This is a genomic window from Nocardia exalbida NBRC 100660 (genome assembly GCF_000308575.1).
Taxonomy (GTDB): domain Bacteria; phylum Actinomycetota; class Actinomycetes; order Mycobacteriales; family Mycobacteriaceae; genus Nocardia; species Nocardia exalbida.
In genome coordinates, this window is the sequence record NZ_BAFZ01000116.1 from 54,033 (window position 1) to 65,928 (window position 11,896).

Annotated in this window: 17 protein-coding genes; 4 read left to right on the forward strand and 13 right to left on the reverse strand. The window is 68.0% G+C overall.

Annotated elements, in window-relative coordinates:
* Nucleotides 1-32: 32 nt before the first annotated feature.
* The 5 genes from ON29_RS26120 to ON29_RS26140 form a co-directional block, all read right to left on the reverse strand.
* Nucleotides 33-416, reverse strand: coding sequence for a phage holin family protein (locus tag ON29_RS26120; RefSeq protein ID WP_040870356.1), 384 nt, complete (start codon nt 414-416; stop codon nt 33-35).
* A gap of 74 nt (nt 417-490) precedes the next feature.
* On the reverse strand, nt 491-1,072 hold the full coding sequence (locus ON29_RS26125; protein WP_040870357.1) for a Clp protease N-terminal domain-containing protein: 582 nt from the start codon (nt 1,070-1,072) through the stop codon (nt 491-493).
* The gene (locus ON29_RS26130; protein ID WP_040870358.1) at nt 1,072-1,293 is read right to left on the reverse strand and encodes a helix-turn-helix domain-containing protein; all 222 of its coding nucleotides are present in this window, start codon (nt 1,291-1,293) and stop codon (nt 1,072-1,074) included. The genes ON29_RS26125 and ON29_RS26130 overlap by 1 nt, the downstream gene beginning before the upstream one ends.
* A 124-nt stretch (nt 1,294-1,417) precedes the next feature.
* A complete protein-coding gene (gene cds1, locus ON29_RS26135; protein ID WP_040870360.1) occupies nt 1,418-2,503 on the reverse strand; it encodes an L-cysteine desulfhydrase Cds1 in 1,086 nt (361 codons plus the stop codon).
* Entirely contained in the window at nt 2,500-2,862 is a 363-nt protein-coding gene (locus ON29_RS26140) for a DUF4229 domain-containing protein (RefSeq protein WP_062968238.1), read from the reverse strand. The genes cds1 and ON29_RS26140 overlap by 4 nt, the downstream gene beginning before the upstream one ends.
* Nucleotides 2,863-3,046: 184 nt before the next feature.
* Here ON29_RS26140 and ON29_RS26145 point away from each other — a divergent pair, with 184 nt between their 5' ends.
* Entirely contained in the window at nt 3,047-3,256 is a 210-nt protein-coding gene (locus ON29_RS26145) for a BldC family transcriptional regulator (protein WP_040783886.1), read from the forward strand.
* 118 nt (nt 3,257-3,374) lie between these two features.
* Complete coding sequence (locus ON29_RS26150; protein ID WP_040870462.1) at nt 3,375-3,581, forward strand: hypothetical protein; 207 nt, start codon at nt 3,375-3,377, stop codon at nt 3,579-3,581.
* 198 nt (nt 3,582-3,779) lie between these two features.
* Here ON29_RS26150 and ON29_RS26155 read toward each other — a convergent pair whose 3' ends face one another.
* Entirely contained in the window at nt 3,780-4,388 is a 609-nt protein-coding gene (locus ON29_RS26155) for a DUF8020 domain-containing protein (RefSeq protein ID WP_040870361.1), read from the reverse strand.
* A 308-nt stretch (nt 4,389-4,696) separates the two neighbouring features.
* Between ON29_RS26155 and lppU the strand changes: the two genes are divergently transcribed.
* Nucleotides 4,697-5,341: an LppU family putative lipoprotein gene (lppU, locus tag ON29_RS26160; protein ID WP_051175594.1), complete on the forward strand. Its 645-nt coding sequence runs from the start codon at nt 4,697-4,699 to the stop codon at nt 5,339-5,341.
* 249 nt (nt 5,342-5,590) lie between these two features.
* Here the strand turns inward: lppU and ON29_RS26165 are convergent, their stop codons facing one another.
* Nucleotides 5,591-5,938: a hypothetical protein gene (locus tag ON29_RS26165; protein WP_157172904.1), complete on the reverse strand. Its 348-nt coding sequence runs from the start codon at nt 5,936-5,938 to the stop codon at nt 5,591-5,593.
* Between the two features lie 269 nt (nt 5,939-6,207).
* Here ON29_RS26165 and ON29_RS26170 point away from each other — a divergent pair, with 269 nt between their 5' ends.
* The gene (locus ON29_RS26170) at nt 6,208-6,492 is read left to right on the forward strand and encodes a hypothetical protein (protein ID WP_040870364.1); all 285 of its coding nucleotides are present in this window, start codon (nt 6,208-6,210) and stop codon (nt 6,490-6,492) included.
* 298 nt (nt 6,493-6,790) lie between these two features.
* Here the strand turns inward: ON29_RS26170 and ccsB are convergent, their stop codons facing one another.
* From ccsB to ON29_RS26200, 6 genes are read right to left on the reverse strand one after another with little or no spacing between them, the layout of a single operon-like run.
* Nucleotides 6,791-7,756: a c-type cytochrome biogenesis protein CcsB gene (gene ccsB, locus ON29_RS26175; RefSeq protein ID WP_040870365.1), complete on the reverse strand. Its 966-nt coding sequence runs from the start codon at nt 7,754-7,756 to the stop codon at nt 6,791-6,793.
* Between the two features lie 2 nt (nt 7,757-7,758).
* Complete coding sequence (gene resB, locus ON29_RS26180; RefSeq protein ID WP_051175595.1) at nt 7,759-9,405, reverse strand: cytochrome c biogenesis protein ResB; 1,647 nt, start codon at nt 9,403-9,405, stop codon at nt 7,759-7,761.
* A complete protein-coding gene (locus tag ON29_RS26185; RefSeq protein WP_040870367.1) occupies nt 9,402-10,238 on the reverse strand; it encodes a cytochrome c biogenesis CcdA family protein in 837 nt (278 codons plus the stop codon). Before ON29_RS26185 ends, resB begins: the two co-directional genes overlap by 4 nt.
* Nucleotides 10,239-10,278: 40 nt before the next feature.
* Nucleotides 10,279-10,533 (reverse strand): hypothetical protein, encoded by a 255-nt coding sequence (locus ON29_RS26190; RefSeq protein ID WP_040870368.1) that lies wholly within the window; start codon nt 10,531-10,533, stop codon nt 10,279-10,281.
* On the reverse strand, nt 10,530-11,171 hold the full coding sequence (locus tag ON29_RS26195) for a TlpA disulfide reductase family protein (protein WP_083864075.1): 642 nt from the start codon (nt 11,169-11,171) through the stop codon (nt 10,530-10,532). Before ON29_RS26195 ends, ON29_RS26190 begins: the two co-directional genes overlap by 4 nt.
* Nucleotides 11,168-11,815, reverse strand: coding sequence for a histidine phosphatase family protein (locus ON29_RS26200; RefSeq protein ID WP_040870468.1), 648 nt, complete (start codon nt 11,813-11,815; stop codon nt 11,168-11,170). Before ON29_RS26200 ends, ON29_RS26195 begins: the two co-directional genes overlap by 4 nt.
* Nucleotides 11,816-11,896 lie beyond the last annotated feature (81 nt).

Here is an 11,896-nt window from a genome sequence, read left to right on the forward strand (position 1 = left end):
GGTGACGAGTTCCGCACGAGCGGCGTGGCGGACTAGTCCTCGTCCGGCACCAGGATGCCCAGCACCCAGTTCACGATCGAGACGATGATGCCGCCGATCACCGCGGCCCAGAAACCTTCGACGCGCAGGCCGTAATCGGTGAACGCTTCGGTGATCTCGGCGGTCAGCCACAGCATGAACGCGTTGATCACGAGCAGGAACAGGCCGAGCGTCACGATCACCAGTGGCAGTGACAGCAACTTCACGATCGGCTTGACCAGCGCGTTCACCACCGTGAACACCGCGGCCACCGCGAGGACGACCGCGATCTTGGCGCCGTTGCCGCCTTCGGGAGCGAGGATGTCGATCTTGTCGACCCAAAAGGCGGCCAGCCAGATGGCCACCGCGTTGATGATCAACCGAATCACGAGCTGCATGGCCCAATGCTAGGCCCAGGGTGCGGACATGCGCCGCTGGAAGACATGAACTCCGCCTGCGCATGTCCGCGGGCTCAGGCGGCACGGTCGAGCAGGGCGTGCACCTTGGGGCGCAACTCCTTGATCACGGTGGGCCCGCCGAACAGGCGCACCGTCGTCTCGTTGGGGGCACGCAGGATGCCGAGCAGCATGTGCCCGGATTCGATGCTCTTGTCCTTGCGGCCGAGCGCCTCCCGCAGGGATAGCTCGAGCACTTTCTTCGCTTCCCTGGTGAACGGGATGTGCCCGTAGTACCCGCCGCGACCCCACGGGAACGACCCACGTCGCGGATCCGGCGCGGCGCGGTCGAGCGCGTCCTCACCGAAATGCGCCTCCAGTGACTCCCGGACGGCGTCCAGATCGATGCCGATGGACCGCAGTGCCTCGGCGTCCTCGGGTCCGAGGGGAACCCCGTTGCCCTGCTCGGCCAGCGCGCGGCGCACGCCGTCGCGCGTGAGTCCCGCCTCCGCGAGCAACGCTGCCAACTCCGGCTCGGCTTGGCCGAGCAATCCGAGCAACACGTGTTCGACCTCGATATTCGACGCGCGGAGTTCGCGCGCGTCCTCCTGGGCGACGACGATCGCCGTGCGCGCCGACCTGCTGAACCGTTCGAACATCAGCGGCTCCTGCCTTTCCGGTTGTATTTCTGATGGACCGCCTGCTTGCTCACCTCGAGCGCTTCCGCGATCGCCTGCCAGGACCAGCCCTGGGCGCGGGCGTTGGCCACCTGGATCGCTTCGAGACGTTCGAGCAGCCTGCGTAGCGCGAGCACCGCGCGCAGCCCGACCTTGGGATCGGGGCTGCCCGCGGCGGCCGCCAGGGTGGTTGCTTCTGTCATGTCGTCAATTTTTATTGACGCTTGCGCGCGATGTCAACAAAAATTGACACGCGAAGGCATGGCAGAGCCCGATTCCACGCTCGGCGAACAAGAAGGCTTCGCGCTCAGGCGAGGCCTGAACCGATCAGGCGTCCCAGATTCCGGTCGCCACGAACTTCTCCAGGACCGCGGTGGGCTCGGCGAGATCCAGCCCTTGGGCCGCGACCCACGCATCGTCGAAATACGTTCCGGCATAGCGGTCCCCGCCGTCACACAGCAGGGTGACGACGCTGCCGCCGCGCCCGTCGGCGAGCATCTCGGCGATCAGGGCGAACACGCCCCACAGGTTGGTCCCGGTCGATCCGCCGACCCGGCGGCCCAGCCGCGCGCTGGCGAACCTGGCCGCCGCTATGGACGCCGCGTCGGGCACCTCGAACATGCGGTCCACCACTTGGCCGACGAACGAGGGCTCCACCCGTGGGCGGCCGATGCCTTCGATCCGCGAGGACATGCCGGTCTGATAGCCCGCGTCCCGCGTCTCGTAACCGCCGTAGAAAGCGGAGTTCTCCGGATCGACCACGGCCAGCTTCGTCGCATGCCTGCGATACCGGATGTAGCGGCCGATCGTGGCGCTGGTGCCGCCCGTGCCCGCGCCGACCACGATCCATTCCGGCACCGGATCGGCCTCCAACGCCATCTGCTGGAAGATCGACTCGGCGATGTTGTTGTTGCCGCGCCAGTCGGTGGCGCGCTCGGCGTGGGTGAACTGGTCCATGTAGTGACCGCCGCATTCGGCCGCCAGCCGCGCCGCCTCGGTGTACATGTCCGGCGGGCGCCGCACGAAATGGCAGCGACCGCCCTGCGCCTCGATCAGCGCGATCTTCTGCGGGGAGGTGCTCGCGGGCATCACCGCCACGAAGTCCAAGCCGAGTAGGTTCGCGAAGTACGCCTCGCTGACCGCGGTCGAACCGGAGGACGCCTCCACCACGGTCGTCCCCTCGGTGACCCAGCCGTTGCAGATGGCGTACAGGAACAGCGAGCGGGCCAGGCGGTGCTTGAGGCTGCCGGTGATGTGCGTGGACTCGTCCTTGAGGTAGAGCTGGACGTTCCACCCGGCGGGTAGCGGGTAGCGCAGCAAGTGGGTATCCGCGCTGCGCTGGGAGTCGGCATCGATCAACCGCACCGCGTTGTCGACCCAGTCGCGCGGCGCGGTGTGATCGCAGGACTTCACGAAGACGTCCCCGACTCCGGCGGGGTGGGCGGTTCGTCGCCGCGCAACCGCGCCCGTAGCTCGGCCTTGTCGCGGCGCCTGCGCTCGTCGACCACGGCGATGTCCTCGTTGACCTTGGCCCGCAGCCGCTTGAACAGGGCCAGCGACAGCGGCATCGCGATGATGAGCGCGAACAGGGCCGCGACCACCAACGGAATGTCCACCGACACCAGTCGCGCGGCCAGCACGATCACCGCGGTCAGCACTACCACGAGACCCAACCTGGCGACGGTGTACAGGGCCAGATTGCGGGCCAGCCGACGACCTGCGCCAGCCGTTTGCTGTCCGGAAGCACCTTTTGGTGGAGTTGCGTCACGCACATCCCTCAGCCTATGCGAAGCTGTTGCCCGCCCCCGGTGCACGCCCAATGCCGGGGGTGGGGCGCACATCCGATTTGTCTATTACCTCCCCTTTACCAACTGTAGGTGGTTCGAGTACCTAGGGGTTTCAGTGCGACGATGGCGCCATCTGATGAGGGAACTGTCGAGAACGGAGAGGTTTGCTATGACTGCGATCACCGTCGGCGGCCAGGACACCCTGCTGACTCCGGGCCAGGTTGCTGCCCTGTTCCACGTCGACCCCAAGACCGTGACGCGCTGGGCCCACGCCGGGCGCCTCGGGTCGTTGCGCACACCGGGCGGACATCGCCGGTTTCGCGAATCGGAAGTACTCCAGCTGCTCAAGTCGCTGACCACCGAGGCGACCGCACGCTGATCGCAGGGCACGCGGGCCCGTCGTGCTCGGGTCCGCGCTCGCCCGTAGACCATTTTCTGCGTCTGCGGTGTGCGGGAGTCACCTCCGCGACTACCCTCGTAATCAGGAGGTGAGCGACGTGACGTACCTGTTGGCACTCATCGCGGTGGTGGCAATAGCGGTGTTGTGCTGGAAGGCGTTCGGCCCCGAGCGGACTGGACCCATTGCCCCGCAGACCCGTTCACCACAGCGCAAGCGCGTCATCGGACCCGACGACGACCCGGAGTTCCTCTGGCGACTATCTCGCCAGCACCGCGACGGCGAGTCCGGTTCCGCCGAGCGCTGATCGTTCGCAGTACCCGCGCGATAGCACGCGTCCAGGGATATCCGGCGTTCGCGCGTTCTCTTTGTTCCGCGTATCAACCGTGGCCGTCCGCCGGGGGAACTCCCTCTCCCTCGCCGGACACCACGGCGATCGACACCCCGGTCCGGGTGTGGCAGGCGCGCTGCGGTGCGCCTGCCACACCCGATCCGCGGGTACCGATCAGGGTTCGCCGTTGACGACCGCCATCAGCGCGTCCATGAACGGCTGCCCGCCCTGGATGGCTCCGCCCGCGATCGCGCCGACGACCAAGCCGATCGGGCCGGTGATGATGCTGAAGAAGCCCAGGCCGATCAGGGCCCCGAGCAGTCCGCCGAGCAGCGCGCCGCCGACCACGCCGACGACGTTCTGGTTCAGTTCGGCGATGAGCCGGTTCATCGAGCTGATCGGCTGCATCTCGCCGATCTCCTTGGCATCCGCCTTCGGGGTGAGCGCGAGACGCCGTCCGCTGTCGGAGATTTCGTGCGCCACCGAGAGCTTGCTGCCGGAAACCTGGAAGGTCAGCGGCACTTCGGCGACCACGGCTCCGGTATCGGAGGTCAGCTTGATCTTGGTGCCGTCATCGACCACCGCGAAGGTGCCGTGCTCGACGGCGGTGCTGATGGCCCCGGTCTCGCGCGAGACCGTGGTGCGATAGTCCACCCCCTGCTCGACACCTGCTGTCGTGATCTCTCGATCCGGTTCTACGGGTTGCGCGTTCGCGGCCCCCGCCGTGATGCCCACTGCGGCAACCGCACCGAGCGTAATGGCGGCAATAGTGCCGAACTTCATTCTGGAATTCCTTCTCACCGAGACACCGGCTCCGGAGGCCGGATGGCGTGTGACTGTACAGCGCCCGTGACTTGTTTCCAGATCTGGCGGTCGGCACACACGATCGAGCGGTTCGTTATCCGATTGTGATCACTATGGCTTCGGATGCGCGCACCCAGGTGAATTTCGGGGCGGATCACTATGCCTGGGAAGCAAAACTCGACGCGGACGTGCCGCGTAGTGTAAGCATGGCGTGGTCTTCAATCCGCAAGATTCACAACTTCGAGTCGCTAGGTGGGTCGAAGGGTTCACAGCTCTGGAGGACGTACGTGTCGCGCCAACGTGTCCGCGCCGGTATCACCCTGGCCGCCTTCATGGTCGGGACCGGACTGGCGGCCACCCTCGTGGTCGTCGCCGCGCTATCGATGTCCGGCCCCGCCGAGGAGCCGGCCGCAGCCGCCCAGACCGCCACCGCACCAACCACATCGACACCTCCGCCGACGACCGAGGAACTGCCGACCACCACCGAGCCACTGCCGACCACCTCGGCGATGCGTGGCGCGTCGAACAAGAGCGCCACCAGCCTGCAGGTGAGCATCGGCGACTGCGTGCAGCTCGGCGGCGCAGGCGGGATCGACAAAACCGCTTGTGGCAGCCCTAACTCCGTCTACAAGGTCATCGAGAAGGCGCCCGCGAACGCCGCGTGCCCCACCGACGCCGACCACACCTACAACGAAACCCTGCACGGGGCGGCACAGGCCGCGCTGTGCCTGGACATCGACTGGGTAGTCGGCGGCTGCATGGAACTGACCCCCGGCAATCCCAAGCGACTGGATTGCGCGGCCCCCGCCCCCGGCGCGGTCCGGGTGATCGACATCAAGCAGAACACCGTCGACGTCAACGCCTGCGGCTCGGCCGACAGCGGAATCGTCTACCAGCAACGGCATTTCGTCGTCTGCGTCGCGCGGCTCTAGACCCACCCCGGCTGCCGTAACGCGGGCATTCCCGTAGACGCTCGCACGGTCAGTTAACAGACATGCGAAGTCTCGTGTCTCGTAGGACGATGGACTCGTAGCGTTATCGGTTCCACTGTGGGATATTCAGCGCATTGCCGACCGAAGCTTTGCGCGCATCGCGAACCGAAGGCAATCCCGCGCAATTCGGCCACAAACTCTGAAAATGTTTTCCTCCAGATCGTTCCGGCACAAAGACGCCAATAAAAATTACAGTATTCCGGGAAATGACCATTCCGGGTACGCACCGGTACAGGTCGCGGCGTTCAGTGATCCCGATTGCCTCCCACAGCTCGCCACCGCGGTCCCGGCAATGCCCTCGCAACCTGCACGGGCGGCGAGAACCTCGGCGGTGTAGACCGACGGCACCGTGGTGATCAGCGGAATGAGCTCGTCATCCGCCGCTTCCCGCACGAGATCGATATCGGCAGAGGACATCTGCCGAGGTCTGAGCCTCAAATCGCCTGCTGCTGCGTCCAATTCCGGTACTCGACGTTTCCCGGCCGGCTCCGAGTTCCTCCGCACCAGAAGATGATCGCCGAGCGCGATCTCCACCACCAACGCAAATCGTTCGGTGGCACGTGTGCGCGAAACGCCCGAGGCATCGAGCCTGGTGAAGCTGCGTTTTCAACTATCGCGGATCGTCGATGACCCCTACCGCCGGATGACGGAACGGAAGCCCACCTCGGGGGAATCGGCTTACCGCAAGGGGTGGGTGGCCGTGCACCCTTGGTGTCCTTTCGGCGCATTCCCGTGTCCATGAGGCTGGACAGCGTCATCACGACAGCGGGACCGCCCCGCCACACGAACACCGAGGAGCACACCACATGATGCGAAACCAGCGCTCGACCCGCCGCACCCATCGGCTCGCCCGCGCTCTCGCGATCGCCGCCGCACCCGCCCTGCTCGGGATGGGCCTGGTGACGGCCGGTGTCGCCCAAGCCGGTCAGGACCAGAACCTGGCGAGCTGTTCCTGGCCCGATCCGGCGTGCGGCCCGCAGGCGAATCCGGCACCCGGCGGACAGACCAACCTGAACCCCGGCAGGAAACCCGACCACAACCCCGGCCCGCACCGGCCGCACGCCCGCATCATCGGCGCAGCGGCCCTGTGACCGATCGCGGTGCCGGCATGCGGCTGCGCACACTGGCGAGCCGCATCAATGTGCGAGCCGATCTCCTCAGTATTCGAGTTCGGCCCACGGAATGCTGATCGGGAACGGAAAGTCGAACTCGACGCCGTCCGGGTCCCGGTGGGTCCACTCGGCCGCGAGAATGTAGTTGGCGGTGCGAAGCGGGTGAACCCCGTCCGGAAGCTGCGCATGGCCGATGTCCAGACCGTAAGCGCGGACGGTGGCGATCGCGGCGTACCGGACGAGTCCGCCACCGAGCGCAGGAAGCGCGGGTCAAGCCTCAGTTCAGCCCAGCGTAGGAGTGCAGCCCGCTGATCACCATGTTGATGATGAACAGATTGAACAGCATCGCGACGAAGGCGGCGATGTTGATCCAGGCGGCCTTGGTGTCGCGCCAGCCGGAGGTGGCGCGGGCGTGCAGGTAGGCGGCGTAGAGGACCCAGGCGATGAAGGAGCAGGTTTCCTTCGGGTCCCAGCCCCAGAAGCGGCCCCAGGCGGCCTCGGCCCAAATGGCGCCCAGGATGACACCGGCGCCGAACAGCGGGAAACCGATGATGGTGGCCTTGTAGGCCAGGCGGTCCAGGGTGCGGGCGTCGGGCAGGCGGCGGGCGATGACGCCGAGGACGTTGTCGGACTCCTGGCCCTCCGGTTGGCGCAGGCGGTAGAGGAACAGCATGCTCGCCACGCCCGCGAACAGGAACACGCCACTGCCCACGCTCACGATGGTGACGTGCACCGGCAGCCAGAACGACTTCAACGCGGGCACCACGGGCGCGGCGTCGGCGTAGAGCACCGTGCCCGCGAGGAACAGCAGGATCAATACCGGGACGAGCAGGAACGCCCACATCGCGCGGTAGCGCTGCTCGCGCAGCAGTACCACCCCGACCAGCACGGCGGCGGCCGTCGCCATGGTGACGAACTCGTACATGTTGCCCAGCGGGAAGCGGTTGGTCGCGAAGCCGCGCAACACGATCGCGCCGACGTGCAGCACGATGGCGACCATCAGCACCGAGAACGCCATGTTGCCGAGCCGCTCCGACAGCGGCCGCCGCGCGGGCTCGACGACCCGGCCGGGGCCCTGCGGTGTCGATCCGCCGCCCACGGTCACCAGTTCACGCTCGCTGACCTGGCGGCTGCGCGCCGTCGCGTACTGCCAGATCAGCAGTACCAGCACCAGCGCGTACACCACGATCGCCGTCTTGAACGCGAGATCGCTGTACCTGGCGATGGTTTCGTCGATCGGCATGGTCACTCTCCCGTGGTCTCGGCGTGCTCGTCGAGCAGGCGGGCGCGCAACCGGTCGAACTCGCCGCCCCAGCCCGCCTGGTCGGTCCTGGCCAGCCCGCCCATCTCTACTACAGTGCGTCGTTGGTCTACGGTACCGGCCGTGTCCTCGGCCGGGTAGACCCGCACCCAGATCCGCCTGCGCTTGATCAGCAGCGAGACCAGCAGGCCCGCCATCATGAACAGCGCGCTCACCAGCACCCACTTCTGCGCGGGATCGTGCGAGACCTGGAGATTGACGAACTCCTGCGCGCCGTCGAAGGTGACCTTGGTGCCGTTCGGCAGCGTGGTCGACTCGCCGGGGCGCAGATTGACCCTGGCCTCCTTGGCCAGCCGGCCCTGTTTGACCTGCTCGGGGTCCAGCGCGAACAGCGACTGCGGCTTCCCGGTGTCCAGGCCGGTGTCGCCGCGATAGATGTCGACCGCGACGGCGGGATCGTTCATCGCGGGGAACGCCGAGGTCAGCAACGACCCGTGGAACATCGCCGTGGGCGCGAACAACCCCTCGATCGCGATCTGGTTCTTGCGGCGCTCCTCGTCGGTGGCGTACATGCCACCGGGCGGGTCGATCCGCAGCACGCCGCTGGACAGGAACGTGGAGGCGTCGTCGGGACGCCACTGGATGGACTCGGTGCGGGTCTGGCCGTTGGGGAAGGTGACCGTGAAGGTCGGCGCGTAGCCGTGACCTTGCAGGTAGAGCCGGTCGCCTGCGACGCGCAAGGGGTGGTTGACCTGCACTTGGGTATCGCGCCACGTGTTCGTCCGCAGGTCGTCGCCCGCCTGGTAGGCGAGATTCGCGGTGAACATCTCCGCTTGCCCGTTGGTCAGGTAGTCGGCTCGGAAATCCTTCACCCGCACGCAGATCGGGGTCATCCCGGTGCCGTCGTTGACGTTGCCCGCCTTGAACGAGTCGAACACCGCGGGCGAGGTGGTGCAGAAGCCGGGGCCGTTGTTCGCCAGCACGATGACGCTGCCCTCGTAGCCGAACAGCTTGCCCGCCGCGATGGCGATCAGCAGCCCGACCAGCGCCAGATGGAACACCAGGTTGCCGAGTTCGCGGGTGTAGCCCTTCTCCGCCGAGAGCGCCAGTTCACCCTCGCGGGGGCCGGGGCGGACCACGGTGCGCCAGCCGCGCAGCTGGGCGCGGGCGTGGTCGGCGAGTTCCCGGGGCGACCGCTCGGCCAGGCCCGAGTAGTGGTGCGGCAGCCTGGTCAGGTTGCGCGGCGCCCGCACCGGCGGTGTGCGCAGCGCGCGGTAGTGGTCGAGTGTGCGCGGCAGGATGCAACCGACCAGGGAGATGAACAGCAGCACGTAGACGGCGGTGAACCAGAAGCTGGAGAACACGTCGAACAGCTCGAAGCGGTCCATCCACGGGCCGAGCGTGGGCCGGTCGGCGATGTACTGCTCGACCTTCTGCTCGTTGAGGTTGCGCTGCGGCAGCAACGCGCCGGGAATCGCGGCCAAGGCGAGCAGGAACAGCAGCACCAGGGCGGTGCGCATGCTGGTCAGCCCGCGCCAGGTGTTGCGCAGCAATGCCCAGGCCCGTCCGGGCAGGGATTGGCGCGGCGGCCGCTCGGTGCTTTCGATCGTCGGCTGGTCGGTCACGGTCATATCGGCAAGGTCACCTCGGAGACGAACGCGTCGCGCACCCAGGCGACGAACTGGTCCCACGCCCCGGTGACCAGCGCGGCGCCGACCGCCACGAGCAACAGGCCCCCGATGATCTGGATGGTGCGGGAATTGCGGCGCAGCCACCCCACCCCGCGCAACGCGCTCGCCGAACCGAAGGCCAGCACGACGAACGGCAGACCGAGTCCCAGACAGTAGGCGACGATCAGCGCGACCCCGCGCACCGCCGTCGTCCCGTCGGTGCCCGCGGCCACGGCCATGACGCCGGAAAGCGTGGGGCCAAGGCACGGTGTCCAGCCCAGCGCGAACACTCCGCCCAGCAGCGGCGCGCCCATGATGCTGGTGAGCCTGCGCGGCTCCATCCGGGTGTCGCGCTGCAACGCGGGCACCAGGCCGATGAAGACCAAACCCATCAGGATCGTCACCACGCCGCCGATGCGTTGCAGCAGTTCACGGTTCACGTTGAGGGTCTGGATGACGCCGAAGACGGTCGCCGTGGCGAGCACGAAGACCACGGTGAAACCGGCCACGAACAAGCCGGCCGCACCCGCGACCCGCATCCGCCCCGCGCGAAGCGACTCGGCGGCGGTCACCGCTCCTCCGGTACGGCCCCCGGTGGCCTGTGCGACGGTGGCGGGCGGCGCCTCGGCGCCGACCAGTCCGGCCAGGTAGGAGAGGTAGCCGGGCACGAGCGGCACCACACACGGCGAGGCGAAGGACACCAGACCCGCGAGCAGGCACGCGCCGAGCGCCAGCAGCAGCGGCCCGGAGGCCGCCGTCTGCTGGAACGAATCACCGACTCCGGCGAGCACCATCACAGGTCCTCCCCGGTATCCGGCGCGGTGCGCGCAAGCGTCACACCGATTCCTCCGGCGTGTCCTCTGGCGATCGTCCGGCGCCGCGGCGCAACGACACCTTGTGCTCGGTGGCGGTGGGTTCCTCGGCCGCCTCGAATACGGCGAAGTCCAAGAGGGAGTCGGCGGCGACGCTGCGCGGCACGGTGGCGATACCCGCCCACCGGTCGTCGACGGCCCATCCTCCGCCGATGCGTCGGGCGCCCTGCCGTGGCCGGCAGGCACGCAGGTGGCGGGTACGGCGGTCGCGATTCACTGTGATTCCTCCGCGGCGATACTTTCGATTACCGGCTGTAGATCCTCGGCCAGCAGGGACCGCAGGAAGACCGCGGCGACCCGGTGTTGCCGGTCGAGGACGAGCGTGGTTGGGATGACACTGGTAGGGAAATTCCCGCCGAGCGCCAAGAGCGTGCGCATCGACGGGTCGTAGACGGACGGGTAGCCGACCTTGTTGTCGACCACGAAATCCTGGGCCTTGTCCTGTTGCGGATCGCGGACGTTGATTCCGAGGAACGCGACGCCTTTGTCCTTGGTCGCCTCGTAGACCTGCTCCAGGGCGGGCGCCTCGGCGCGGCACGGACCGCACCACTGGCCCCACAGGTTGAGCACCACGACCTTGCCCGCGTAGTCCTCGACCGAGGTGGTCTTGCCCGCCGTCATCAGGTCGGGACCGGCCAGTTTGCCGATGGTGCCGCGCGCGGCGGGCGGGTCGTAGCGGATGTCGGTCTTGCCGCCGGGCGAGACGAATTCGAAGGTGCCGCCCGAGGCCACCGCGTCCGAACCGGTCGAACAACCCGCGAGCGCGGCGATCAGCGCCACGCACACGAGCAGAACCGGCAGCGCCCGCCCGGTGCGCACCGAGGGGGGGAGGGGGAACGCGGTGGAGCGGGTCATGCGCCGTGCACCGACGGGTCCGAGCCGCCCGCGGGCTCGGAGTAGACGATGTCGACGAGCGTGTCGCCGTGGTAGACCAGCGAGGTCAGCGACGCGAGCGAGCACTGCCGCTGGCGCGGGTCGTGCCAGAGCCGCTGCCCCTGGAGGAACCGCCGCAGCGTCCACACCGGTAGCTGGTGCGAGACCAGCACCGCCTCCCGACCGGCCGCTTCGACCCGGGCTTTGTTCACCGCCGCCAGCATGCGGTGCGCGATCTGCAGGTAGGGCTCGCCCCAGGAGGGGGTGAAGGGATCGCGCAGCTTCCACCAGTGGCGCGGCTTTCGCAGGGCGCCGTCGCCGACCGACACGCGCAGGCCCTCGAAGGTGTTGCCCGCCTCGATGAGGTTCTCGTCGGTGCGGACGATGATGTCGTGCTGCGCGGCGATCGGCTCGGCGGTCTCCTGGGCGCGCTGCAACGGCGAGGCGATGACCAGCGCGATGTCGTGATCGGCCAGGGTCCGCGCGACGGCGGCGGCCTGCGCGCGCCCCGTCACCGACAGGCTGAAGCCGGGCAGGCGGCCGTAGAGGATGCCGTTCGGGTTGTGCACCTCGCCGTGCCGCAGCACGTGGACGATCGTCTCGATGGCGGCGCCGCCGTCGTGCACCCGCTCGGCGGCGCTGATCCGGCCCTCGGCGCGTTCCACCGGCTCGGGGGCCTCGTCCTCCGCCGGGCCCTCGGGGGCCTC